Annotated in this window: 25 protein-coding genes; 8 read left to right on the plus strand and 17 right to left on the minus strand. The window is 73.5% G+C overall.

Annotated features, from left to right (window positions below; all coding sequences use genetic code 11):
• Window positions 1-8 precede the first annotated feature (8 nt).
• The 3 genes from AB0C73_RS12890 to AB0C73_RS12900 are packed head-to-tail and all read right to left on the minus strand — an operon-like array spanning window position 9 to window position 2,046.
• Window positions 9-1,280, minus strand: coding sequence for a beta-ketoacyl-[acyl-carrier-protein] synthase family protein (locus AB0C73_RS12890; RefSeq protein ID WP_362528272.1), 1,272 nt, complete (start codon window positions 1,278-1,280; stop codon window positions 9-11).
• On the minus strand, window positions 1,277-1,714 hold the full coding sequence (locus tag AB0C73_RS12895) for a cupin domain-containing protein (protein ID WP_362528275.1): 438 nt from the start codon (window positions 1,712-1,714) through the stop codon (window positions 1,277-1,279). The genes AB0C73_RS12890 and AB0C73_RS12895 overlap by 4 nt, the downstream gene beginning before the upstream one ends.
• Window positions 1,711-2,046: a TcmI family type II polyketide cyclase gene (locus tag AB0C73_RS12900; RefSeq protein WP_362528278.1), complete on the minus strand. Its 336-nt coding sequence runs from the start codon at window positions 2,044-2,046 to the stop codon at window positions 1,711-1,713. The genes AB0C73_RS12895 and AB0C73_RS12900 overlap by 4 nt, the downstream gene beginning before the upstream one ends.
• A gap of 195 nt (window positions 2,047-2,241) precedes the next feature.
• Here AB0C73_RS12900 and AB0C73_RS12905 point away from each other — a divergent pair, with 195 nt between their 5' ends.
• Window positions 2,242-2,622 (plus strand): SchA/CurD-like domain-containing protein, encoded by a 381-nt coding sequence (locus AB0C73_RS12905; RefSeq protein ID WP_362528280.1) that lies wholly within the window; start codon window positions 2,242-2,244, stop codon window positions 2,620-2,622.
• Window positions 2,623-2,687: 65 nt separating this feature from the next.
• Here AB0C73_RS12905 and AB0C73_RS12910 read toward each other — a convergent pair whose 3' ends face one another.
• The 8 genes from AB0C73_RS12910 to AB0C73_RS12945 all read right to left on the minus strand — a co-directional run bounded on the left by AB0C73_RS12910 (window position 2,688) and on the right by AB0C73_RS12945 (window position 8,443).
• On the minus strand, window positions 2,688-3,140 hold the full coding sequence (locus AB0C73_RS12910; protein ID WP_362528283.1) for a DUF1772 domain-containing protein: 453 nt from the start codon (window positions 3,138-3,140) through the stop codon (window positions 2,688-2,690).
• On the minus strand, window positions 3,137-3,526 hold the full coding sequence (locus AB0C73_RS12915; RefSeq protein ID WP_362528285.1) for a SchA/CurD-like domain-containing protein: 390 nt from the start codon (window positions 3,524-3,526) through the stop codon (window positions 3,137-3,139). Before AB0C73_RS12915 ends, AB0C73_RS12910 begins: the two co-directional genes overlap by 4 nt.
• Before the next feature lie 39 nt (window positions 3,527-3,565).
• Entirely contained in the window at window positions 3,566-3,835 is a 270-nt protein-coding gene (locus AB0C73_RS12920; RefSeq protein ID WP_362528288.1) for an acyl carrier protein, read from the minus strand.
• Between the two features lie 41 nt (window positions 3,836-3,876).
• Window positions 3,877-4,716, minus strand: coding sequence for an AfsR/SARP family transcriptional regulator (locus tag AB0C73_RS12925; protein ID WP_362528291.1), 840 nt, complete (start codon window positions 4,714-4,716; stop codon window positions 3,877-3,879).
• Between the two features lie 27 nt (window positions 4,717-4,743).
• On the minus strand, window positions 4,744-5,535 hold the full coding sequence (locus AB0C73_RS12930; RefSeq protein WP_362528293.1) for an alpha/beta fold hydrolase: 792 nt from the start codon (window positions 5,533-5,535) through the stop codon (window positions 4,744-4,746).
• Window positions 5,536-5,635: 100 nt separating this feature from the next.
• The gene (locus AB0C73_RS12935) at window positions 5,636-6,400 is read right to left on the minus strand and encodes a 4'-phosphopantetheinyl transferase superfamily protein (RefSeq protein WP_362528296.1); all 765 of its coding nucleotides are present in this window, start codon (window positions 6,398-6,400) and stop codon (window positions 5,636-5,638) included.
• A gap of 38 nt (window positions 6,401-6,438) precedes the next feature.
• Window positions 6,439-8,151, minus strand: a complete 1,713-nt coding sequence (locus AB0C73_RS12940) for an acyl-CoA dehydrogenase family protein (RefSeq protein WP_362528299.1) — start codon at window positions 8,149-8,151, stop codon at window positions 6,439-6,441.
• A 49-nt stretch (window positions 8,152-8,200) separates the two neighbouring features.
• On the minus strand, window positions 8,201-8,443 hold the full coding sequence (locus tag AB0C73_RS12945) for a hypothetical protein (protein ID WP_362528302.1): 243 nt from the start codon (window positions 8,441-8,443) through the stop codon (window positions 8,201-8,203).
• 220 nt (window positions 8,444-8,663) lie between these two features.
• On the opposite strand from AB0C73_RS12945, the gene AB0C73_RS12950 reads away from it, so the two are divergent.
• The 4 genes from AB0C73_RS12950 (at window position 8,664) to AB0C73_RS12965 (ending at window position 12,862) form a co-directional block, all read left to right on the plus strand.
• Window positions 8,664-9,233, plus strand: coding sequence for a hypothetical protein (locus tag AB0C73_RS12950; RefSeq protein WP_362528305.1), 570 nt, complete (start codon window positions 8,664-8,666; stop codon window positions 9,231-9,233).
• 209 nt (window positions 9,234-9,442) lie between these two features.
• The gene (locus AB0C73_RS12955; protein ID WP_362528308.1) at window positions 9,443-9,658 is read left to right on the plus strand and encodes an acyl-CoA carboxylase epsilon subunit; all 216 of its coding nucleotides are present in this window, start codon (window positions 9,443-9,445) and stop codon (window positions 9,656-9,658) included.
• 152 nt (window positions 9,659-9,810) lie between these two features.
• Window positions 9,811-11,550 (plus strand): fatty acyl-AMP ligase, encoded by a 1,740-nt coding sequence (locus tag AB0C73_RS12960; RefSeq protein WP_362528310.1) that lies wholly within the window; start codon window positions 9,811-9,813, stop codon window positions 11,548-11,550.
• Window positions 11,551-11,626: 76 nt separating this feature from the next.
• Complete coding sequence (locus AB0C73_RS12965) at window positions 11,627-12,862, plus strand: acyltransferase domain-containing protein (protein ID WP_362528312.1); 1,236 nt, start codon at window positions 11,627-11,629, stop codon at window positions 12,860-12,862.
• A 54-nt stretch (window positions 12,863-12,916) separates the two neighbouring features.
• Here the strand turns inward: AB0C73_RS12965 and AB0C73_RS12970 are convergent, their stop codons facing one another.
• The 4 genes from AB0C73_RS12970 to AB0C73_RS12985 form a co-directional block, all read right to left on the minus strand.
• Complete coding sequence (locus AB0C73_RS12970; protein WP_362528315.1) at window positions 12,917-13,531, minus strand: response regulator transcription factor; 615 nt, start codon at window positions 13,529-13,531, stop codon at window positions 12,917-12,919.
• Between the two features lie 28 nt (window positions 13,532-13,559).
• Window positions 13,560-15,056 carry a histidine kinase gene (locus AB0C73_RS12975; protein ID WP_362528318.1) on the minus strand — a complete coding sequence of 499 codons (1,497 nt, stop codon included), beginning with the start codon at window positions 15,054-15,056 and terminating at the stop codon, window positions 13,560-13,562.
• Window positions 15,057-15,171: 115 nt separating this feature from the next.
• The gene (locus AB0C73_RS12980; protein ID WP_362528320.1) at window positions 15,172-17,622 is read right to left on the minus strand and encodes a TOMM precursor leader peptide-binding protein; all 2,451 of its coding nucleotides are present in this window, start codon (window positions 17,620-17,622) and stop codon (window positions 15,172-15,174) included.
• The gene (locus AB0C73_RS12985; protein WP_362528322.1) at window positions 17,619-17,798 is read right to left on the minus strand and encodes a hypothetical protein; all 180 of its coding nucleotides are present in this window, start codon (window positions 17,796-17,798) and stop codon (window positions 17,619-17,621) included. The genes AB0C73_RS12980 and AB0C73_RS12985 overlap by 4 nt, the downstream gene beginning before the upstream one ends.
• 311 nt (window positions 17,799-18,109) lie before the next feature.
• Between AB0C73_RS12985 and AB0C73_RS12990 the strand changes: the two genes are divergently transcribed.
• The gene (locus AB0C73_RS12990; RefSeq protein WP_362528324.1) at window positions 18,110-18,913 is read left to right on the plus strand and encodes an AfsR/SARP family transcriptional regulator; all 804 of its coding nucleotides are present in this window, start codon (window positions 18,110-18,112) and stop codon (window positions 18,911-18,913) included.
• Between the two features lie 111 nt (window positions 18,914-19,024).
• Complete coding sequence (locus tag AB0C73_RS12995; protein WP_362528326.1) at window positions 19,025-20,659, plus strand: acyl-CoA carboxylase subunit beta; 1,635 nt, start codon at window positions 19,025-19,027, stop codon at window positions 20,657-20,659.
• A 16-nt stretch (window positions 20,660-20,675) separates the two neighbouring features.
• Here AB0C73_RS12995 and AB0C73_RS13000 read toward each other — a convergent pair whose 3' ends face one another.
• Window positions 20,676-22,007: a DUF1254 domain-containing protein gene (locus AB0C73_RS13000; protein WP_362528329.1), complete on the minus strand. Its 1,332-nt coding sequence runs from the start codon at window positions 22,005-22,007 to the stop codon at window positions 20,676-20,678.
• A 223-nt stretch (window positions 22,008-22,230) separates the two neighbouring features.
• Here AB0C73_RS13000 and AB0C73_RS13005 point away from each other — a divergent pair, with 223 nt between their 5' ends.
• Complete coding sequence (locus AB0C73_RS13005; protein ID WP_362528331.1) at window positions 22,231-22,872, plus strand: GAP family protein; 642 nt, start codon at window positions 22,231-22,233, stop codon at window positions 22,870-22,872.
• Between the two features lies 1 nt (window position 22,873).
• Here the strand turns inward: AB0C73_RS13005 and AB0C73_RS13010 are convergent, their stop codons facing one another.
• Entirely contained in the window at window positions 22,874-24,166 is a 1,293-nt protein-coding gene (locus AB0C73_RS13010; protein WP_362528333.1) for a DUF2254 domain-containing protein, read from the minus strand.
• Window positions 24,167-24,355 lie beyond the last annotated feature (189 nt).

The following is a 24,355-nucleotide window of genomic DNA, read 5'->3' on the forward strand; positions in this document are numbered from 1 at the left end:
CTCCCCCTTCACGCGGCCCGGGCGGTGCCGGGGCGGGTCAGGACCATGGCGCTCTGGAATCCGCCGAAACCGCTGCCGACGGTGAGCACGGTGTCCATGGCGTGCTCCCGGGCGGTGACGGGCACGTAGTCCAGGTCGCAGAGCGGGTCCTTGGTCTTCAGGTTGGCCGTCGGCGGCACCACCTGGCGGTCGAGTGCCAGCGCGCAGGCGGCCACCTCGATGGAGCCGATCGCGCCCAGCGAGTGCCCGATCATCGACTTGATGGAGCTGACCGGGATGTCGTACGCGTGCTGCCCGAGGCTGCGCTTGAACGCGGCCGTCTCGTGGCGGTCGTTCTGCTTGGTGCCGGAGCCGTGCGCGTTGATGTAGTCGACGGCGGTGGGGTCGAGCCGGGCCCGGTCGAGGGCGACGGTGACGGCCTCGGCCAGCTCGCGGCCGTCGGGCTTGAGACCGGTCATGTGGTACGCGTTGCTGCGGCTGGCGAAGCCGGCGATCTCGGCGTAGATCCGGGCTCCCCGGGCGAGCGCCGCCTCGCGCTCCTCGACGACCAGGACGGCCGAGCCCTCGCCGAGCACGAAGCCGTCGCGGTCGCCGTCGAAGGGACGGGAGGCGTGCTCCGGGTCGGCGTTGTTCGGGGTGGTCGCCTTGATCGCGTCGAAACAGGCGGAGGTGATGGGCGAGATGGGGGCGTCGGTGGCGCCGGTGACGACGACGTCGGCGGTGCCCTCCTCGATGAGCTGCACGCCGTGCCCGATGGAGTCGAGACCGGAGGTGCAGCCCGTGGAGATCAGCGCGACCGGGCCCTCGGCGCCGGTCTCCCAGGCGACCTCGACCGCGAGGGTCGACGGCACCATGTAGCCGTACAGGTGCGGCACGCCGTACTCGTGGTCGACCAGCCACCGCTTGCCGCCGTCGGAGAGGGTGACGTACTCCTCCTCCAGGCCCATGGTGCAGCCGACCGCGCTGCCCAGGGAGACCGCGATCCGCGCGGGGTCGAGCGCGGACAGCTCGATGCCGCTGTCCGCGACCGCCTCGCGGGCGGAGACCACGGCGAACTGCGCCGCCCGGTCCATGCGCCGGATCTGCCGGGCGGTGAGGCCGGCGGCCGCCGGGTCGAAGTCGACCTCGGCGGCCACCTGCGAGCGGAACGCCGCCGGGTCGAACAGGCTGATCCGCCGGGTGGCGGTGCGGCCCTCGGACAGCGTCCGCCAGAAGGCCTCCCTGCCCACCCCGCCCGGCACGACCGCGCCGATGCCGGTGATGACGGCCCGTCGGGTCACCGGGCACCGCCCACGTCCGGGTTGGCCTGCTCGGGGCGCTGCGCCTGCTCGGTGTCGACGTGGCCGAGCTCGGGGCGCGGCGCGAGCGGCGACAGGTGGAAGGCGCAGCGGGCGGTGGCGTCACCGGTGTTGACGAGCCGGTGGCGGACGCCGATCGGCACGCACAGCGAGTCGCCGGGGCCGAGCGTGACGACGTCCTTGCCGTCCAGGGTCATCTCCAGGGTGCCCTCGACGACGTGCAGGAACTCCTCGGAGTACGGGTGGTAGTGCTCGGTGATCCAGTCGCCGGGCTCCAGGCCCAGGACACCGCCGAAGCCGGAGGTGCAGCCGACCGTCTTGGGGCTGAGGGTGACGCGGATGTCTCCGCCGCGCTTGGTGTTGGCCGCGACCTCGTCGGCGGCCACCTTCACGGTGCGGGTGATGGCGGTGGTCACTGGATCCGCCCTCCTTCCTTGGTCCAGATGTAGAAGGGCGTGGCCATCGCGTCCTTGGGTTCCTTCCAGTCCGGGTCGTACGGCTCCACGCACGCGGCGAGCTTGGTGTTGATGTCGTCGTAGAGCGGGTGGCTGCGGGCGCGGTAGAGGTTGGCGCCGATGTCGCCGTCGGCCTCCACCAGGTGGAAGTACAGGCCGTGGAACCGGAACAGGGTGCGGCGGCTCACGCCGATCATGTGCGGCAGGTCGGTGGCGTCGGACTCCTCGAAGATCCTCGCGATGTCGTCCGTCCGGTCCGGCCGCAGCTTGGCGACGATCAGGGTGCGGTGCACGGGTCCTCCCGATGGTCGGTGGTCACGGGAGAACGTCGCACCGGCGTCTGGAGGGCCGCTCGAAGTCCTCTCCAGTGCCTCAAGGTCCTCAAGTCCCGCTCTGGTGAGGTGAGTTCGAGCGGGGCCCGAGGGGGGCGGGCTTGCCTGGCGGCACCACTGTCAGAGCCGGTCACCGGTGAGGGAAAGGGCACGGGCATGCCGTTCGCAGCGATCACGTACGACATCAAGCCGGGGTACGAGAAGGAACTCACGGAGATCTTCGGGGACTTCAAGCGGGTGCGCAGCAGTCGCGTCGAGGACGCCAGGGGCGAGCAGGCCGGCACGATCCTGGCCACCGCGGTGTTCCTGCGCGACGACACCCTGGTCCGGGTCATCGAGTACACGGGCGACCTGGAGGCCGTGGCCCGGCACATGGCCTCGCAGCCGGGCGTGCGCGAGGTGGAGCGGAAGCTGAAGCCGTATCTGAGCCGGCCGCGGGACACGGACACGGTCGAGGGCTTCGTGGCCACCTTCCGGCGCAGTCTGCTGAACACGGTCGCCCAGATCTCCGTACGGGACCTGCCCGCGCGGGCATGACACAGCACCCGTCGGGCCGCACTCCGGGAGTCCCGGGAGTGCGGCCCGACGGGTGTGTCAGAAGGTCAGATCGCCGTGAGGGCCGCCCCGTTGAGTATCAGGGCCAGGACGGCCAGGGTCGTGCGCAGATAGTGGAACCGGCGCCACAGCGGCCGCGGGTCCTCCCAGTCCGGCGGGATGACCGCCGGGTCGGTGATCGCCTTGACGCGGCGGTTGATGGGGACGTTGCACAGATGGGACACCCCGGACACGCCGAGCAGCAGCACCGCGGCGACCGCGAAGAGCACCCGGGCGGTGCCGTCGGCCGCGACGGCGAGCACGGCGTCGACCAGCGTGCTGCTCAGCACGATGACCGGCATCGTGGGGTCCCAGTTGCGGCCGAGCAGCTGGTGGGCGTGCACATAGGTGCCGGTCTCCATCGCGAACAGCGCGGGCAGCACGCTCAGCGCGACGGCGAACAGCACTCCGGCCGTGACCCCGCTGCCGAGCACGGCCACGACGGACAGCACCTCGGTCATGACGCCCCGGCCCCCGTGGGGTGGGTGTCCACCGTGAGCTGCACCAGGGTGCGCATGGTGGCCTCGCGGAAGTACGCGGCGAACGCCTGCGGCGAGCGGGTGTCGCGGGGCTCGGCGAGGTACGGAAGGAGCGCGGCCTCGGCGGTGTGGACGCCCTGCTGGGCGGCCATGTGCCGGCCGACGGCCGCGAAGTCGCCCTCGTAGTGGATGACCCGTACGACCACGTCGTCCTTCAGGAACACGGCCGTGCCGAGCAGCCGGCCGGCCTGCTCGCCGTCGGTGCCGGTGAAGTCGGGCGTGTCGACTCTCTGGAAGTCGTTGAAGATCTTGGCGATCTCTTCCTCGTGGCCCGGCTTGACCCGGTAGGTGATGGCTGCGTAGGGCATCGGTTTCCTCCTCGTCCGGTACGTGTGGGGTGGGTCGGGTCAGCGGACCGCGCCGGCCCGCGGGGCCGTGCCGATCAGCGCGAGGAGCATCCGCGGGGTCTCGGCCTCCATGACGGCGTCGTCGTCGAGGACGATGCCGTACGTGCGGTTGATCACGCTGGTGGCCTGGAGGAGCGCGAGCGAGTCGTAGCCGAACTCCAGGAACGGGGTGTCGAGGGCCTCCTCGCCCTCCAGCGCCATGCCCTCCTCCGGGGCGCCGACGCACTCGAGCAGGAGCGCCCCCAGCTCGGACAGGGTCATGTCAGTCACGATGCATCCTCTCGATTCCTTCGAAGGGTGGTGCGGACGGGTCACTTGGCGCTCGCCAGCTGTACGCCCACGGCTCCCGCGGTCTCCAGGTCCAGCCGCGGCGAGGAGTCGAGCACCGCCTGGTGCAGGTGCTCGACGCTGGGCGAGGGGTCGAGTCCGAGGCTCTGGTTCAGGCAGCGGCGCAGCTGCCGGTAGACGGCCAGGGCGTCGCTGCGGCGCCCGACCCGGTACAGCGCGAGCATCAGCTGCTCGTGCACCGCCTCGTGCAGGGGGTGGCGCGCGGCGAGCCCGGAGAGCTCGCCGACCAGCTCATGATGGCGCCCGAGCCTCAGGTCTGCCTCGATCCGGCGCTGAAGGACGCTCATCCGCGACTCGTCGAGCCGGGTGGCCTCGACCTCCAGGAGCGGCCCGCACTGCACGTCGGCGAGCGCCCGCCCGTGCCACAGCGAGAGCGCCTGGCCGAAGTACGAGGAGGCGTCCGGCCAGTCGCCCTGGTGCAGGGCCCGGTGCCCGGCCGAGGCCAGCGCGTCGAACTCGTGGGCGTCGAGCACACCGCCGTGGCCGTCGAGCCGGTAGCCGCCGGGTTCGGTGACGAGCACGCTCTTGGCGCCGTTCGGCAGGGTCGCGCGCTCGATGCCGTCGCCGACGCCGAGCGCGGCCCCGATGGCGTTGCGGATCTGCAGGATGTAGGTCTGCAGGGTGGTCTGGACGCTGCGCGGAGGATGCTCGCCCCACACCTCCTCGACCAGCGAGGCCACCGAGACGACCTCGCCCGCCTGGAGGGCGAGCAGCGCGAAGACCTTGCGCGGTTTGACCGCCGTGAGGTGCACCGGCACCCCGGACAGGGTGGCCCGGAACGGGCCGAGCACGCTGATGTCCATGCGCGGATCTCCTTCGGGTTACGTGGATCAGCCGGCCTGGCGCGGTGCCGTGCCGGGTCGCGCCGCACCAGGTCCTGTCGCGGGGGCCCGCAGGGCCTCCCCCATCGCACGGGGCACGTCTCGGCCCCGTACGAAGAAGTGCGTGCCGCGGACGGTCCGCAGCCGGAAACGGGTGGTGGTGCACTCCTGCCAGGCGCGCACCTCGGCCGCGGAGACCAGCGGGTCGACCTCGCCCGCGTAGGCGTCGAGGGGGCAGGGCAGCGCGGTCACGGGTGTGGACCGCAGGTCCTGGGCGAGGAGGAGATCGGTGCGCAGGGTGGCGAGGGTGCCGGCGAGCCAGCCGATGCGGTTGCGCAGCGGCGCGGGGATGGACTCCTTGTCGCCGAGCGCCCGGATCAGTTCCTCGTCCGGGAGTTCCGGGCTGAGCAGGGTCTCCAGGACCGGGGCGGGCAGCTGCGGCGCCGAGCAGGCGCCGACCGAGAGCAGCTCGGGCGGGCGCAGCCCGGCGCGCGTCCGGTGCTCGGCGAACCGGTAGGCGACGAGCGCCCCCAGGCTGTGCCCGTAGAAGGCGTGCGGCTCGTCGAGCAGCGGGCCCAGGTCGTCCTGGAGCTCGTCGAGGAGCCGTGCGCCGTCGGTGATCCGTTCCTCGCGCCGCCGGGTCTCCCGGCCGGGCAGCCGCACCGGGAGGACGGACACGTCCGGGCCGATGCGCCGCTGCCAGCCGGCGAAGGTCATGGCGCCTCCGCCGGCGTGATGGAAGCAGAACAGCCGGACCCCGTCCGTGGCGGGCCCCGGCCGGACCGCGAGATAGCGCTGCACCCGATCCCCCTTCGTACGCCGCGCTCGTATGGCCTTTGCGTGCCGCATCTTTTCGGTCAGATGCGCGAGGAGAGGGTCACCGCAGCCCCTCGGCCGTCGCTCAACTGGCGCTGGAGCCCTGTGCCGTGCCGTCTCCGAAGCCGGGGTCCTTCACGGCGGCGCTGACGGTGTAGGCGTCCTCCACCAGCCAGCTGTGGAAGGTCCACTCCCGTCCCGTACGGGGTGTCCCGTCGGGCAGCAGCATGCGGATCGGTCCGCCGGGCGGGCTGAAGCCGAACTCGGTGAAACGGAACCGCAGCCCCTGGCTGATGGCCTTGCTGTACGCCTCCTTGAGCGTCCACAGGCGCACGAGCTCCCGGTTGCGCCGCTCCGGCGGCACCCGCTCCAGGCACTCCAGCTCGTACGGCGTACAGGCCTTGTGCTCGGTGCCGAGCTCCAGCATCCGCCGGTCGGCGGGCTCGGTGTCCACGCCGATCCGGCCGACCCTGGTCAAGCCGACCACGAGGAGGCCCTCGGTGTGGCTGAGGCCGATCTCCAGCTGGTCGATGCCGCGCAGATACGGGCGGCCGCCTGGTTTGTACGCGAGTTCCAGCTCGTGCGGCGGGGCCCCGAACACCGCGCCCGCCGCGTGCTTCAGCAGCAGCCGGGCGGCGACGAACCGGTCCCGGTTGCGCGAGGCGGGCATCCGGACCAGGCGTGCGTAGTCGTCCCGGCCGAGGTCGGCGGCGAGTTCCGGCGCGCCGACGTCCGCCGGAACCCAGTCGTCGACGGCCGCGTACACCACACAGCTGCCGCGCCCCGCGACCGCGTCCCGCACCTCCTCCCACGAGCCCCCGCCCCCGCGGTGCCGCACCGGCTGCTCCATGTCGTCCCTCCTGCCTTCCGATCACGCCTTGTGCCCGGTCACGAGCGCCCGAGCGCCGTCGCGTACAGGTCGTAGCTGCGCGCGTCGTCGAAGCGGTGGAGCAGCTCGGCGAGCAGGTGGTCGGCGGACGCCTCGGGCATCCGGACCGCCGCGCGGTCGAGCCGGCCGGCGACGCGGGTGAGCGCGGTCGCCGCCCAGTCCGGGCCGGCCAGGAAGCCGCCGGACGGACGGTGGCGCCATACGCCGAGGCAGGCGGCGCCCGCGACGAGCAGCGCGTAGCGGTCGGCCAGGGCGAAGGCGCGGGGGCCGGGGGGCTGTCCGGCGGGCCGGGCGGCGAGTCCGGCGCAGCCCTCGCGCAGCACGGCCAGCTGCTCGACGAGCACCCCGGCGGCCGGGGCGAGCGGGCCGTCGGCATGCCGAACCGATTCCTCCAGGGAGCCGAGCAGCGAGTCCCGGTCGGCGGGCAGCCCGTTCTCCCACACCTCGCACGGCGGCAGTCCGGCGTCGAACGGCCGGAAGAGGCGGGCGAGTCCGGCGCCGTCGTCCCGCGCAGTGCCGAGCCCGGGCAGGCGCAGCACCTGTGCCACGAGCACCGCCCGGCTCGCCGAGGCGCCCGCGCTGCCCAGGCCCAGCATCGGCAGGTCGCGCGCGGTCTTCTGGAAGATGGCGTAACCGCCGCTGGTGGCATAGGCCTCGGAGCCGAGCACGATCGACAGGTCGTCCATCGTCTCGGTGAGGACCATCGGCAGCAGGTACTTGGCGACGGCGCCCAGCGTCCGGCTCTCGCGCGGCAGGACGTGCGCCGCCCGGGTCGCGACGAGCGACAGGCAGTCGCACACCAGCAGGTCGGCGAAGGCGTTCACGAGCGCGGTGCGGGTCCGCGAGGAGTGCAGCGAGGCCGGGCTGCGCTGCCGCCGCGAGCGGGCGAAGGCCGTGGTGGTGCGCAGTGCGGTGTCGGCGCAGCCGAGGGCCATCGACAGACCGGCGCTGCGGGTGAGCGGGAAGACGTGCTCCGCGAGGCGCGTCCCGCCGCCCGCCGGTCCGAGCAGCCGCCCGGTGGGCGGGCGCGGGCCGTCGAAGGCGAGGCCCTGGACGGCGCAGCCGCGCACGCCGGTGGTCGGGTGGCGCGGCAGCAGCCGGATGCCGGCGCCGTCGGGGTGCGCGGGTCCCGGGGCCAGGAGGGCGCTGAGCCCGTCGGGCGTGTCGGCGAAGAGGACGAGGGCGCCGGCCCGGGCCCCGTTGTTGAGGGCCTCCTTGCGGCCGCCGATGCGGTAACCGGCGCCGTCCGGCAGGGCGGTGAGCCGGTTGCGCAGGAAGTCGTTGCCCTGCGGCGGCTCGGGGTAGGCGCAGGCCATCCGGCCGTGGGCGAGCAGCAGTCCGGCGGTCTCCCGGCGCTGGTCCGGAGTGCCGGCCGTCCACACGGCCACGGCGGCGAGGTACGAGGTGAGGCCGTAGCCCAGGCCGAGGGCGGCGTCGCGGCGGAACACCACGCGAAGGACCCGGGCCAGCGCGTCGAGCCGGCCGAGCCGCCCGCCGAGGCCGGCGGGCACGAACTCGGCGTTCAGGCCGAAGGCGTCGAGCAGCCGCTCGGCGGCGGGCAGCAGCCGCTGCCCCTCGTCGGCGGCCAGGAACTGCTGGGCGCCCAGGGGATTGCCCGGGTCGTCGATGTCGCCGAATTCGTGTTCGAGCCGGGCGATGCGTTCCTGGACGGCGACCTCCGAGGAGTCCACCGGGTCCACCACCGTCGTCATGCCTTCCCTCCGTTCCTCTCCCCCCGTCCGCCGCCCCGCCCGCGACCGCTCAATTCGCGCTCGAGGTCTTCCGGCCAGAATCGGTTCCGTCGTCGGTCCGCAGGTTCGCGGTCCTCGGGTCATCGGTGCGCGGGTCCGCCGCCATGGCCTGCTGGTACCGCTGCCAGAGCGGGTTCTCGTCCACGGGCACCCACATGGATCCGTAGGCGACGAGCGAGGTCCACACCGACCGCGCGAGCCGCCCGAGGAGCACGCGGGTGGCGACGGCGTCGTGGTTTCCGGTCGCGGGCATGTCGGGTCCTCCCTTCAGGGACTTCGGGAAGGCCACGATCCCCGCGGCGGCTCGGTGGTTCCTCGAGGAACTCTCGTGCGCGGGCCGGGCCTTGAGTCTCCGGGCCGCCCTCAAGCGGTTCTCGAGCGGCCTGTGATCCGATGGCCGGGACTGCACGCGCCACCGGGACGAGAAGGGGGGCCGGGCGGTGTATCCAAGCGAGCGTGAGCCAGAACTGACCGTGATCGACCGTTTCACCACCACCGCGCCGCCCGGCGCGTTCGAGCCCGGCCTGCTCGCCTACGCCCGCCGCCGGGAGTCCCGCAAGGGCTTCGTCTCCCGGGTGACCGCCGCCCTGACCGGGCGCCCCGGCGCGTACGTCCATGTCGAGAACTGGACCGGCCTGAACCGGCTGCTGCGCGCGGCGCGCGAGGAGCCGGCGGCCCCGCCCGCACCGGCGGAGGCCGAACTCCTCGTCACCGTCGGCCGGATGGCCCCGAACGGCACGCCCGACACGGCCGCCCTGCTCGTCCTGCTGCGGGCCGCGGTGCACCGCGCCGCCGACCCGGACCGGTTCGAGCTGGACTTCGGCTCGCTGATCGGCCTGTGCGTGTCCGAGGAGGCCTTCGGCGGCAGCCGGCTGTTCCGCTCGGTCGCCGACCCGTACGCGTACACGGGTCTGCTGTGGTGGCACGACCCCGCGGCCGACGAGCGCGTCCGGACGAGCGCCTCCTGGCGTGCCCGCTTCGACGGCCTGGCGGCCACCGCCCGCGTCACCGTGGACCCGGCCCGTCCGCTGCCCTCCCGCTGACGGACCGCCTACCGGACCCGCCGACCGGCAGCCCGCTCGCCGGCAGCCCGCTCACCGGCACTCCCCGGCGCGCCCGTCGGGGCGCCCCGCCCGCGGCCCGTCCCGTCCCCCCTCCCGTCCTCCCTCCCGTCCCCCTCTCCGAGGACCGCACGAGGACCGCCCGAGGGCTTCCCGAGGCCGTCCCGAGACGCCGGTCCCAGCATCGGCCCATGGACGAGACCACCGAGACGCAGCCCGCCTTCGTCGTCGTACGGGGGCGGCCGGACCCCGTGGAACTCGCGGCGCTCACGGCCGTTCTGCTGGCCAGACTGCGTGCGGCGGCCGCGGCGGAGGAGTCCCAGGACCCGGCGGCCGGGGCCGCGCGCGCCCCCTGGGGCGCGGCGCGGCGGGTGCGCCCGCGGGTCGGCTGGACCGCGGCGCACTGACTCCGCAAGCCCCGTGCGGGCCCGTTCCGCCCGCTTCCCGGCCCAGCCGCGGTCAAGTGCCCTTCCAGCCGCCGTGCCTACGGTCGAGTGGCGGGTGAAACGGGCGCCGACGTCGGGGGCGTCAGCGCCCGTACGACACGCAGGGGGCCGGAATGAGCGACCATCGCACGTTCACCGAACTGATGACCGACAGAGTCGAGCGGACACCGGAGCGCACCGCGCTGCTCCTGCTGCCGGACAGCGACGAACGCGGTCGCCCCGCCCCGCTCACGTACCGCGCGCTCGACGCCCAGGCCCGCCGGCTCGCCGGCCGGCTCGTCGCCGACGGCGCCACCGGGGAGCCGGTGCTGCTGCTCCACGAGTCCCGGAGCCAGTTCGCGGTGTCGTTCCTGGCGTGTCTGTACGCCGGCGCCGTCGCCGTACCGGTGCCGCCCTACGACGGGCGGAGCCATCACGAGGAGCGGGTGGCCGGGATCGTCCGGCAGACCGCACCGCGGGCCGCGCTGACCTGCGCGGCGCTCGCGCCGGACGTGTCCCGGCTGCTCGCCCGGCACGGTCACGGCTCGGTGCCGTGCCTGGCCGCCGACGCGGTCGGCGGGACGGGCGCCGAGCGGCTGCCGGAGCCGGATCCGGACACCGTGGCCTATCTGCAGTTCTCGTCCGGTTCCACCGGCAGCCCCAACGGTGTGGTGGTGACCCACCGCAACCTCCTCGCCAACCAGGAGGCCCTGGCCCGGCTGCTCGGCGCGGGCCCGGACGCCCGGATCGGCGGCTGGCTGCCGTTCCATCACGACATGGGCCTGGTCGGGCAGTTGCTCCACCCGCTCTGGCTCGGCGGCACCTCCGTCACCCTCTCGCCCGAAGCCTTCGTGCGACGGCCGGCCCGCTGGCTGGAGGCGATCGGGCGGTACGGGATCGAGGTGAGCGGCGCCCCCGACTTCGCGTACGACCTGTGCGTCCGGCGGATCTCGGACGAGGAGCTCGACGGGCTGGACCTGTCGGGCTGGCGGGTGGCGGTATCCGGCGGCGAGCCGGTGCGCGCCGAGACCCGGCGGGCGTTCACCGAGCGCTTCGCCGCCGCGGGGCTGCGCCCGGACGCGCTGCACGCGGCGTACGGGCTCGCCGAGGCCACGCTGCTCGTCTCCGGCGGCCCGGCGGCGGACGGCGAGCGTACGGTCGACACCGAGGCCCTGGAACAGGGCGAGGTGCGCGAGGCCGCGCCCGGACGGCGCGCCCGTACCTCCCTGGTGTCCGTCGGCCGCGTGGCGGCGGCGGCCGGGCAGGTGCTCATCGTGGACCCGGAGAGCCGCCGGGTGCTGCCGGACGGGCGGATCGGCGAGATCTGGGTGGGCGGTCCCGGGGTCTCCGCGGCGTACTGGCGCGACCGCAAGGCGAGCGCCGAACGCTTCGGGGCCGTGACGGCCGACGGCACCGGCGGTCTGATGCGCACCGGCGACCTGGGCACGGTGGACGGCGGGCGGCTCTATGTCACCGGCCGGCTGAAGGACGTGATCATGGTCGCGGGCCGCAACCTCTATCCGCAGGACGTGGAGCGCACGGTCCAGCGGGTCAGCTCGCTGTTCGGCACGGGTTCGGCCTTCTCGGTCCCGGGCGAGCGCGAACGGGTGGTCGTGGTCCAGGAGTTGCGCACCCACCAGCGGTACGCGCTCGATCTGGAGGAGCTGGTGACGGACGTACGGCGCTGTCTGAGCGAGGAGTTCCAGGTGGCGGTGGCGGGCGTGCTCCTGGTGCGCCCCGGCACCGTCCGGCGCACCAGCAGCGGAAAGGTCGAACGGGTGGCGATGCGCCGCCTGTTCCTGAGCGGCGGCCTGCGGCCGCTGCACCAGTACCTGGCCGACGACCTGGTGGGAGCGGCGGGCCCGCGCCGCTAGCGGCGGGCGACCGGGTCGGCGGAACTGCCGACCCGGGTGGGACGAGCGGCAGGGGGCAGGACATGAGGGGGAAGACATGAACGGCAAGGCACCGGGCGCACCCGACGAGAGGCAGTTCGCCACCTGGCTCACCGAGCGGATCGCCCGGTACGCGGGGCGGGCGGTCGACGACGACGAGGACCTGTCCGCCTGGGGGATCGACTCGGTGGCGATGCTCAGTCTGTGCGGGGACATCGAGGAGCGGTTCGGCCCGCTGTTCGACCCGGCGGACCTGTGGGCCCATCCGACCGTGCGCGATCTCGCCCACCATCTGGCGATGCGGCACGGGATGCGCCGCAACTCGGGCCGGGTGCGGGCGGCGTTCGTGTTCACCGGGCAGGGTGCCCAGCATCCCCGGATGACCGAGGGACTGCACCGTGAACTCACCGCGTACCGGCGGCATCTCGGCACGGCGGACGAGGCGGTCGCCCCGTATCTGGGCCGCTCGGTCGCCGGGCTGATCCTCGGCGGCGACGAACGGGTGCACCAGACGGCGCTGACCCAGCCGGCCCTCTTCGCGGTCGGTTACGCGCTCGCGATGACGCTGGTGGAGGAGGAGGGCGTGCGTCCGGTGGCCGTGCTCGGGCACGGCATCGGCGAGCTCGCGGCGGCCGTGGTCGCCGGGGCGCTCGCGCTGGACGACGCGGCGCGGCTGGTCTGCGCGCGCGGCGCCTTCATGCAGTATCTGCCGTCCGGCGGCGGGATGATGGCGACCTGCGCGAGCCCCTTCGAGGCGGCCGACGCGGCGGCGGACGAACCTCAGGTGACGATCGGCGCGGTCAACGCGGCGCGCGCCACGGTGCTCTCGGGTCCGGTCGAGGGTCTGGAGCGGGTCCGCGAGCGGCTCGCGGCGATCGGCATCGCGAGCACCTTCCTCCAGGTGCAGCACGCCTTCCAGTCACCGCTGATGGAGCCGGTGACCCCGCGCTTCGAGGCCGCGGCCCGGCATGTGGCGGGCGGGCGTCCCGAACTGCCGTACTACTCCACGGTGTACGGGCGGGAGTACGACGAGCCGCTGACGACGGCGTACTGGACGGCGCAGATCACCACGCCGGTACGGTTCGCCGACGCGGCCCGCCGGATGCTGGCCCAGCAGGGGCCGAGCCATGTGGTGGAGATCGGGCCGCGGGCGGTGCTCACCCCGTTCCTGCGCCGGATCGCGGGGACGCGGGGGCCGGAGTGTCTGGCGGTGTGCCGTGGCCCGGAGAGCGACGCGGTGCATCTGGCGGGCGTGCTGTCGAAGCTGGACGCGGGGCCGCTGGCGGAGGGCTGACACCCGGGGGCCGGGCCATGCACCCGGGGGGCCTGGCTACGGGATCCAGCCGGGTTACGGGATCCAGCCGGCCTCCTCCGCGATCCGGATGGCGTCGATGCGGTTACGCGCGTTGAGCTTGTCGACGATGGCGGTGAGGTAGTTGCGCACGGTGCCCTGGGTGAGGAAGAGGTGGTCGGCGATCTCCGCGGCGTCGGCGCCGCGGGCCGCGAGCCGCAGCACCTGGGTCTCGCGCGGGGAGAGCGGGTTGTCGGGCGCCTCCCAGGCGCTGAGGGCGAGTTCGGGGTCGATGACCCGCTGGCCGGAGGCGACCGAGCGCACCGCCTGGGCGAGCCGGGCCGGCGGGGAGTCCTTCAGGAGGAAGCCGGAGACCCGCGCGGCCATCGCCCGGCGCAGGGTCCCGGGTCTGCCGAGGCTGGTGAGGATGAGGGTGCGGCAGTCCGGCAGCCGCTCGTGCAGCTCGGCCGCCGCGGTGAGCCCGTCGACACCGGGCAGGTCGATGTCGATGACGGCGACGTCCGGCCGGGCCTCCAGGGCCGACGCCACGATGAGGTCCCCGCGCGGGACCGACGCCACGACCTGAAGGTCCGGCTCCAGTTCCAGCAGCGCGACCAGCGCACCGCGGACCATGTGCACGTCCTCGGCGAGCAGGATCTTGATCGTCAGCATGTGCTCCCCCGATGTGTTCTGTGCGCGCTCAGACGGTTCGTCTGCCCGCGTCTCCGCGTCTGCCCGCTTCCCCGGGCGCGCTCGTGTCTCCACCGCCGCCCGCGCTCACGTCTCCACCACCGGCATCCGTGCCTCCACCACCCTCTGCGTCTCCACCGCCGCCCGCGTCACCGCGACCGCCCGCGCTCTCCACGGCGGCCAGGCAGGCCTCCAGGCGCCCGTGCGGCAGCCGCGGTTCCGTTTCCTCGCCCTTGGGCGGCCTGAGCGGGGCGACGGCCGTCAGCCGGAAGCGGTTCGGCGGGTCGCCGGGCTCGACCCCGGCCCGCATCGAACCGCCGATCGCGGCGAGCCGGGTGCGCAGGTTGCCCAGCCCGCTGCCGCGGCCGGGGGCGTCGGGCCGGTCCGGCGCGACGACGCCGTCGTTGACCAGGTCCAGTCGCACCGCCTCTCCTTCGACCCGCACCGTGACGGTGCACGACTGCACCTTGCTGTGCCTGAGCATATTGGTGACGCCCTCGCGCAGGGCCGTCGCGAGCACGGTGTCCACCAACGGGTGGAGCCGGCCGCAGTCGATGTCCACCCGTGTCTCGACATCGGCCGCCGCCATCACCTCGGCCACCGACTCGGCCTCCGCGACGAGGGACATGTCCCGGTACCCGCTGGCCACGAGCCGTACGTCGGCGAGCGCCTGCCGCGCGACGCCGAGCACCGAGGCGACCTCCTCCCGCGCCCGCTCGGGGTTGACCGGGGTGAGCCGGTGGATCAGCTCGCACTTGAGGGTGATGGCGGAGAGGCTGTAGCCGAGCAGGTCGTGCAGGTCCCGGGCGAACCGCAGGCGTTCCTGGGTGACCGCCATCCGGGCCATCTCGGCGCGGGCGTCGTGGACTTCGCGCACGAGGTCGGTGAGCCGGGTGAGCCCGTAGATGACCAGGCCGGTGAGCGCGGTGGAGACGGCGTAGTAGCCGGTCTCCAGGGTGGAGATCCTCTCGCTGACCGCCGACCAGCCGAGGATGGCCAGCGTGACCGCGCCGTAGCAGGACCAGGCCCACCGGCCGGGAAGCATCAGGAGAATCGATCCGGCCAGCGGTCCCGCCATGCTTCCCCAGGCGATGCCGAGCCACACCATGGGCCCGAAGGTGAGGCCGGCCTGGGTGACCAGGATGGCCGCCCGGCGCCGGCCGGACCAGCGGCGGGCGCCGGGCGACGCCAGCATGATCTGCAGGGTGTAGAGCGCACCCACGGCGAGGGTGCACAGGACGAGCCCGAGCGGGCTCGACACCGCGTTCTGCACGTTGAGCAGGGTGACGACGCCGTACCCCGCGAAGACCACGGTGCTGATGCCCCGGGCGAACCGCGGCGCCAGCAGGCCCCGGCCGCCGCGCCCGCCGCCTCCGCCGTCCGGCGCGGCGGCCATGGCGGGCGGTGTCCGCGGCGCGTTCCGCGGCCCCGTGCTCCGTAACGCCCCCTCCCCGTGCTCCTCGATGTGGATGAGGTCGTTGTCCGTGGCCCGGAAACGGCCCGCCATGATCGACTCCTCGCATGGATGTCGGGAGTGTGCGAGACCGAACTATAATCCGACACCCGGCGGATCCGGGACCTGTACAGCGTCACACGCGACGTACACACGAGCCGCACGCGAACTACAGGGCCAGCGGTACGGAGTTGAGCTCCTCGTACGGCGTCGGCCGGACGCGTTCCCCGAGCCGTACGGGCACGTCGTAGAGCCGTCCCGGCGCGAACCGCGCGTAGAAGTGACGGAGTCCGGGCACCAGTACCTTCACCACCGGGATTCCGACGTCCGGCCGGGTCTGGTCGAGGACGAGCAGCTCCAGGCCGTGCGCGGCGACGAGGGAGCGGACCGCGTCGACGTCGGCGAGCAGGTCGGGCTTGCGGGCATAGGTCGGCCAGGCGGCGGGGGTACGGGGCAACTGCCCCGGGTCGGGCAGCAGATGGGGCTGCTCAGGGGCCTGGGGCGCGGCTCCGGCGGCCGCGGGCGGCAGCATCTGGACCATCTCGGTGAGCGCCCGGCGCAGCGCGAGGCGGGGGTCGAAGTGGGCCCCGAACCCGTAGACGGCGTCGGGGAGTCCGGCACCGGCGCGCCGGGAGACCGCCACCATGACCGGGATCCCGAGGTCGGAGGTGAGGTCGAGCGCCCAGACCTGGCGGCCCGCCCGGCCGAGGGCCTCGCGCAGCCGCGCGAGCCAGGGCGCGTCGAAGGCGTCGAGGTCGATGCCCGGCCGGCGCAGCCGGTTGTACCACCACACCGACACCGCGTCCCGCTCGGCGAGTTCGAGGAAGCCCTGCACCAGGGCGTCCTCGGTGCTGCTGCCCGCCGCGTTGCCGTTGGAGTCGGCCCACAGCCCGTCCGGCGCGCCGCCGGGCGTGCAGTCGAAGTACAGCGTGGAGGTGGGCAGCAGCCGGTGGACGCCGGCGGTGAGCGACCACACGGGGGTCCAGTCGGTGGGCCGGTGCGGGTCGAAGGGCGCGCACACCTGGTGGAAGGGGGTGTGCGTGGCGTTCCAGCGCTCCCGGCCGACGTACTGGCGTGCGTGGAACAGCTGGTACGTGTTGGGGTGGACGGCGCTCTCGCCGAGGCCCGTGAGCGAGTCGGTGATCACGGCCTCGTCGCCCTGCCGGGAGGCGCAGTAACGTTCCACCGCCTCGCCGAGCGCGCTGGCCCGGGCCTCGGCCGCCGTCGCGCCCTTGCCCGAGCTGCGGGCCCGCAGCACCTGCCGCATGCCCGCCGCCGAGTGCCCGCGCAGCGCCAGGTTGTGCCCGGAGTCGTACGCGTACAGGCCCTCGGGGAGTCCGGCCATGGGGCGGACCTCCGTCACGATGCCGGTGACCGGGCCGATCAGATGCCCGTACCGCTCAAGGAGCTGCTCGGCGGACAGCGCCCGGTCGTTGCTGCCGGAGCCCTCGGCCTTGGGCCGTGACACCGGCACCACCGGCCGGCGGGCCTGCTCGGCGACCAGCGAGGGGTCCCCGCAGGAGGGACACTGCGGCCGCCGCCGCACCGGGTGGTGCGTGGTGCGCAGGGTGAGGCCGTCCAGGACGCACACCGCCCGCTGCTCGGCGGTGCGCAGCCCCGCCAGCCACTTGGCCGTCTCCAGGACGGCGCTGTGCAGGCCCACGGCCCGTACGGCGGGCAGCGAGGACTCGGGCCGCGCGCCCGGCCGGTCGAGACCGAGGGCGTGGCGTACGGAGAGCTCGCCGCGGTGGTGCTCGCGGAGCCGGTGCGCGAGACAGGCCCAGCAGGGGCCGGCGCCTTGGCGGTCACCGTCGCCGTGACCGTGGGCGCCGCCTTGGCCCTGGCCGTGGCCATGGCCGTCACCTTGGCCCTGGCCCTGGCCGTGGCCGTCGCCTCTTCCGTCGCCGTGGGCGCCGCTGGTGAGGGCGCTGCTGTGGTGGGCGCCGCCGTCCGGACCGCCGTTGCCGGCACCGTCGTACGGGCCGCCGTCCGGGCCGCCGTACGGCTCGAAGACCGGGCCGATCCACGGCTCGGCGGCGAAGGGGCTGGCGAGCAGCCACGGGCGCCGCGCGGCCCGCAACCGCTCGGCCACCTCCCGCAGTCCGGGCATCAGATAGTCCTCGCACAGGACGAGGGCGAAGTCGGCGTCGGCGTCCGCGCCGACCGGGGTGAGGCCCGAGGCCCGGCAGGCCGCCCGGGCGGCCTCGCCGTCCACCGCGCCGACCCCGATCACCGACACCAGCCGGCCGCGCACCTCACGGTCGGCGGCCGCGCCGTCGAGACCGGCCCGGTCCCAGTACGCCTCCGCCGCCGAGCGCTCGGCCGAGACGGACGGGCCGGGGCCGCCGTGGCGGTACCCCACGAGATTGGCCTCGGCCAGCTGCCGTACCACCCCGCCCGCCACGTCGGCCGGCATCATCGCCGCGGCCTCCGCGAGCAGTTCGGGCAGGGTGTGTCTGCCGTCGAGCAGACCGAGGAGGGTTTCCGCGCCCGCACCGCGCACGGCCGTCATGTCCTGGTCGGACCACACGAACACCGCCTCCCCCGGGACCGACACGGCCCGCACGTGGCGCTTGAACGCCACGAACGGGCCGCGGGCCGGGCTGTGCGCCTCGGTCACGCACCCACCCGGGCGTCGGACGCGGTGGCGATGCAGAAGCACCAGGCCGCGCCTGCCGAGTCGGGACGGGTGAGACTCTCCACCGAAATGCCGGCCGCTGCCCCGCCGGCCGGCCCGGACTCACCGGTGCGCGCGTCCGACGGAAGAAGGCGAAGGATGTCCTCGGTGATGTTCATATGCGTGTGCCCCCAAGAATGAACGAAGTGGGCGGGCGGACGTGGAAAGTGCGAAGACGAAGCACGTCACCCGCTCGGAACCGTCCGCGCCGAGTGACCGGATCCGGTCGTCGGCGTCTGGCCAGAGTCTGCTGTCGGAACAGGAACCTCCGGCAGTGCAGCACTCATCGGAGCGACATGACATTTTCATGCGGGGGGTCGTGCTCCCCTCACTGGGCCCCGAGTCGCGCCGGTGCGAATCTCGAGTGCCGGACTCCGAACGGGCCGTCACGGGGACGCCGACGGCCGTGGCCCAGAGGGGGAGAAAGCCCATGGACATCCAGATCCTGGGGTCGCTCGCCGCGCAGGAACGCGGCGTGTCGGTCGTGCCCAGTGCCGCCAAGCCACGACAGCTGCTCGCGCTGCTCGCGCTGCACGCCGACCGGGTGGTGTCGGTGCCGACGCTGATGGAGGAGATCTGGGGCGAGTGCATCCCGCGCAGCGCCTCCACCACCCTGCAGACGTACATCCTCCAGCTGCGCCGCCGGCTCACCGCCGCACTGGACGGCGACCCGCGGCGCGACGCGAAGGACATCCTGGTCACCCGGTTCGGCGGCTATCTGCTCCAGGTGGAGCCCGGCCGGGTCGACGCCCACGAGTTCGACCGGCTCGCCGCGGCCGGCGCCACCGCCTTCGAGGTCGGCGACCACCGCGCCGCCTCCGACCTGCTGCGCCGGGCCCTCGGCCTGTGGCAGGGCCCGGCCCTGGTCGACGTACCGGCGGGATCGGTGCTCGAACTGGAGGTGCTGCGGCTCAACGAGCAGCGCACCACGGCGCTCGAACGCCGCATCGAGGCGGATCTGCGGCTCGGCCGGCACGCCGAGGTGGTCCCCGAACTCCGGGTCCTCGCCGCCCGCCACCCCCTCCACGAGGGCTTCTGCGCCCAGCTGATGCGCGCCCTGCACCGCACGGGCGGCAGCTGGCGCGCCCTGGAGGCGTACCAGCGCCTGCGGGGTTCGCTCGTCCGCGAACTGGGCCTCGAACCGTCACTGGCGCTCCAGGACCTGCACCGGGCGGTGCTCTCGGGCGACCCGGACCACGCGCTGAGGGCGGCGACGGCGGACCGGGCGCGGTAACCGGGCGCGGCAGGCCCCGGGGAAACCAGGGTCCTTCGGCCCCTTGACCGGTCGAGCGGTCCTCCAGAGGAGGTACCGGAGGCTTCGAGTACGGCGCTCTACGGTGCCGCAATGACGACTTTCGACGAGCTGCTCACCGACAGTCCGGCACCCGTCGCCTCCCCCACCTCCCCCGTCCCCTCCCCCACTCCCGAGCCCGATCTGCGCCGCTCCACCGACGAGTTGCAACGCCTCAAGGAGGAGCTGAGCCGCGGCCCCGACCCCGAGGCCACCCGGCGCCAGCACGCGAAGGGCAAGCTCACCGCCCCGGAACGGCTCGAACTCCTCTTCGACGAGGGCACGTTCACCGAGATCGAGCCGCTGCGCCGGCACCGCGCCTCGGGCTTCGGCCTGGAGGCGCGCAAGCCGCACGGCGACGGCGTGGTGATCGGCTGGGGCCTGGTGCACGGCCGCACGGTCTTCGCGTACGCCCATGACTTCCGCGTCTTCGGCGGCGCCCTGGGCGAGGCCCACGCGGAGAAGATCCACAAGGTGATGGACCTGGCGGAGGCGGCGGGCGCGCCCGTCGTCGGCCTGAGCGACGGCGCGGGCGCGCGGATCCAGGAGGGTGTGACGGCGCTCGCCGGGTACGGGGGCATCTTCCGCCGCAACACCCGCGCCTCCGGGGTGATCCCGCAGATCAGCGTGATCCTGGGCCCGTGCGCGGGCGGCGCGGCCTACTCCCCCGCGCTGACCGACTTCGTGTTCATGGTGCGGGGCACCTCGCAGATGTTCATCACCGGCCCGGACGTCGTGCAGGCGGTGACCGGGGAGCAGATCACCCATGACGGCCTGGGCGGCGCGGACGTGCACGCCGGGGTGTCGGGGGTGTCCGGTTTCGTCTACGACGACGAGGCGGACTGCCTGGCGGACGTCCGCCACCTGCTCTCCCTCCTCCCCCAGAACAACCGCGAGCTGCCCCCGGTGGTCCGCACCGACGACCCGCCGGACCGCCCCACGGACGCGCTGACCTCCCTGGTCCCGGCCGGCCCCCAGCAGGCGTACGACATGCGCGCGGTGATCGAGGAGATCGTCGACGACGGGGACTTCTTCGAGGTCCACGAGGGCTGGGCGCAGAACGTGGTCTGCGCGCTCGCCCGCCTGGACGGGCATGTGGTGGGCATCGTCGCGAACCAGCCCACGGCGCTCGCCGGCGTCCTCGACATCCACGGCTCGGAGAAGGCCGCCCGCTTCGTCCAGTTCTGCGACGCCTTCAACATCCCGCTGGTCACCCTGGTCGACGTACCGGGCTTCCTGCCGGGTGTCGACCAGGAGCACAACGGCATCATCCGCCACGGCGCCAAGCTCCTCTACGCCTACTGCAACGCGACGGTCCCGCGCATCTCCCTGGTCCTCCGCAAGGCCTACGGCGGTGCCTACATCGTGATGGACTCCCGCTCGATCGGCGCCGACCTCTCCTTCGCCTGGCCGACCAACGAGATCGCGGTGATGGGCGCGGAGGGCGCGGCGAACGTCGTCTTCCGCCGCGAGATCGCCGCCTCCCCCGACCCCGACGCGACCCGCGCCCGCCTCATCAAGGAGTACAGGTCCGAGCTGATGCACCCCTACTACGCCGCCGAACGCGGCCTGGTCGACGACGTCATCGACCCGTCCGCCACCCGCCGCACCCTGACCCGCGCCCTGGCGATGCTCCGCCAGAAGCACGCCCAGATCCCCGAGCGGAAGCACGGGAACCCGCCGGTGTGAGGGGCCGGGGCGCCTTTCAGTCGGTGCGGCGCAGCGTCGGCGGGGTCCATCCGCCGGTGAGGGCGGGCTCCTCGGGCCAGTACAGGCGCAGGAAGACGTTGAAGCTGCCCGCGGGGGCGGGGAGCCAGTTGCTCTCGCGGTCGGGGCCGGGGTTCGCGTGCTGGACGTAGATGTCCAGGGAGCCGTCGGGGTTGGTCCGCATGCCGCTGCGGTCGCCGATCGCGTAGCGGTCCAGCGGGTTGTCGGCGAAGAGCTGACGCTCGTTCATCATCGTGAGGGACCAGAAGCCGCCGACGGGCGGGGTCTGCCCGGCGTCGAAGTGCAGTACGTAGGTGTGGGCTCCGTCGAGGGGCCGGCCCTCGGAGTCGGTGGTGGCGTGGGGGTACAGGGCGTCGGCGTCGAGGTTGGCCCCGTACCCGAACCGGGTGATGACCGCGCGCTTGGCGTAGTCGGTTCCGTAGTCGCCCAGGCCCCGGTGCACGGTCCACCCGCCGGAGCCGGCGGCTTCCGCCTCGGCGAGCAGCTCGCGCAGGACCTCCGGCCCGCGCCGCGCACCCGCGTCCAGGATGGCGAGTTCCTCGGCGGAGAGGTCGTCCAGGCTCGCGCCGGGCGCGATGCCGAGTTTGGTGAGGGTGCCCAGGAACGGGGCGTCGGCGGGGGCCGGAGGGTTGTCGACCATCATCCGGTTGAGCAGGGCGAAGTACGCGCGGCCGCTGAGCGCGTGGACCTGGTCGACGGGCGCCGTCGTGGTGTCGGCGCCGGCCGGGACGGGGACGTCGGTGGGAGGGGCGTAGGCGTCGGGGTCGCCGGTCCACTCCGACAGCGGGATCAGCCGCGTGCCGTCCTGGAGCCGGTTGACGGACGCGAAGTCCGAGGGACCGCTCGTCGCGTAGCGGGCGATGATCCAGTTCACGGCGGTGGGCGACGTCAGCAGCGTCAGACCGGCGGGGGCCGGGCCCGACCAGGAGGGCCCGGCGATCAGGAACGGGCCGGCGGACGGACCGCTCGTGCGCTGCCCGACGACGGCGCAGACGTTCGACCAGGCGTCCAGGATCGGGACCATCCAGAACCGGTCACCGAACTCGGGCAGGGCAAGGACCAGCGGCTCATCGGACAGGTCGAGCCAGGCGCTGGAGTACAGGGTGTCGGCGTTCGGCGAGACGACCTCGGTGAAGGCGGCGTCCGGCGTGGTGCGCATGTAGCAGAACTGGTTGACCGGGGCCTTCCGCCGCGCGTCGTCCCGAGCCGGGACCGCCGTCATGTCGCGCTTCGTCACCGCCGCCGTGACCAGCGGATACCCGTAGAGCCATGCCTCCGTGGCCAGTTTCTCCATCGACTCGTCCGTCATCGCCACTCCCAGGTGGTACGGGGTTCTCGTCCGGTCCCGACGCTACGAGCGCCTCCCGCGGCCCGCGCGGGGAGTCCGCCGGACGGGTGGCGCGAACGGACGGAACGCGCCCCTGCGGGGCGGCTCGCTCCAATGGGCGTCCACCTCTCGCACGTACCGAGGGTTCATGGCTGGCTGGGTTCGGCAGACCCGCCCGCGGCCCCGATGACGAGAGCGCCCGCAGATGACACTCGACCTGATCCTCATCGGCCTGGCGATCGCGTTCCACCCGCTGCCGATCATGGCGCTGATCCTGCTGCTGTCCGGCGACCGTGGCCTGCGCAAGGGCCTGGTCTTCGTCCTTGCCTGGCTGGCGTGCCTCGTCCTGGTGATCGCCGGTGTCCTGCTGCTCACCGACGGGACACCGCCCAAGAAGCACAGCGCTCCGTCGACCGCCGCCCTCGCCGTCAAGCTCGCCATCGGCGTGGGCCTGATCCTGTACGGCGCGTACAAGCACCGCAAGGAGAGCCGGCCCAGGGAAGAGCCTGCCTGGCTGGGGAAGCTGCGCAACGCCTCCGCTTGGTCGGCCGCCGGCATGGCCGTACTGCTCCAGCCCTGGGGCATGGTCGCGGCGGGTGCCCTGACCGTGATGAACGCCGACCTGTCGCATGTCCTGACCTGGCTGACGCTGGCGTTCTACTGCCTGCTGGCCAGCTCCACCCTGCTGGCCATGGAGCTGTACGTGACGTTCCGGCCCGCTCGGGCGGACGCCCGGCTCCAGGATCTGATGCGTACGATCACGACCCACCAGGACCAGGCGGTCGTCGTCCTGTCCCTGGTCGTGGGCCTCTGGCTGACCAGCCGCAGCATCTACGAACTCAGCTGAGTCAGCAGGACTGCCCGCCGATGCCCTGGTGGTCCGCCTGCTGCGCGACGGCACGGCGGTCCGGATCGGCGAACTCCCGCTCGACCGACTCCCGCAGCAGGCTCAACTGCGCGTGCACCGAGGGGTGCAGCTCCGGCGGCAGGGTGTCGAGCAGCCCCTCCAGCATCGCCCGCAGGCGTCGGCAGATCTGCACGGACGTGCTGCCGTAGGCCATGATCTCGCAGGTAGCGAGCTGCAGATAGCTCTCCCAGTCGCGCCCCGGCAGCACGAGCCGGGCCCTTCCCTGCCGGTCGGCCAGCACATAGCGGCCGGGAAGTCGTGTCCTGCCCACCGTGTGCAGCAGCCACTCGATGTAGTTGATCACCTGCACGGCGGTCGTGGGGTCGTTCACCGCCGGGGACAGTGCCCGGATGGCGATGTCGACGAGGACCCGCAGGGCGAAGGCGGCGTCCTGGTCGATCGTGCGCTCGGGGCCCAGGGCGATGAGACCGGTCACGCGCGCCGGGTCCGGCCGGGACACGGGTGCGGACGCGTCCCCGGCCGGGTGGACCTCGACGAGTACGGTGTCCGGCGGTACGAAGTCCCCGATCAGCCGGGTCACGACGAAGACGCAGTCGTGGCGGGCCGCCTCCGCGACCAGGCCGGGTACGTCGAAGGCCTGGAGGGCGCCGCCCCGTACGGTACGGACGCGCAGCACCGGACCGTCCGACGGCACGGCTTCGGATCCCCGGGCGGACGCGCCCCGGATCTGCGCCGCGCCGCTGGTGAAGACGGCCTCTCCCATGCGCGCCACCAGCTCGGCGACGGCCACCGGCCGCAGATTGTGGATGAACCGGTTCAGGTAGATGAGCAGCAGCACGAGACTGACGGCCACCGCCAGGCCCGCCAGGGCGACCCCGAAGTCCGGCACCGAGTCGGTCTCGACGCTGCGCAGCAGGGAGAAGGCGAACGCGAACGTTCCCGCGAAGGTCGCCAGAACCGCCTTCTGCAGCCGGTCCCGGTACCACAGGCGCATGTACCGGGGCGAGAGGGTGCCCGTGGCCTGCTGCACCACCAGGACGCCGATGGTGACGACGAAGCCGAGCAGCGCCACCATCGCGCCCACGATGGCGGTGAGCACACCGCTCGCCGTCGTGGCGGAGTAGTTCCAGTCGCCGGGCAGCCATTTCGTGTCGTCGGCGGCCCGCGCGAGCTCGGCGAGCAGGGTGCCGAGGACGAGACCGAGCAGGGGCACGATCCACAGGCTGGATTTGACGTACTGCCGCAACCGGAATCTGGTGGCCCAGGAGGTCATGCGAACACGCTAGGGCGATTCCCGCACCGGCGCAGGGCAGCGGTACCGCCGTCACCTCGGGCGAACCGGGCCGCCAGGACGGAGCGGCGACGGCGACCTAAGCTGATCGGGTGCGCCCGGTCCGCTCCGACCACGGCGTGACCGCGCCCCGAGCGCGGTCGACCGGGCTGAAACGGGGGTGAAAGGGGT

The sequence above is a fragment of the Streptomyces sp. NPDC048623 genome (assembly GCF_040650755.1).
GTDB lineage: Bacteria > Actinomycetota > Actinomycetes > Streptomycetales > Streptomycetaceae > Streptomyces.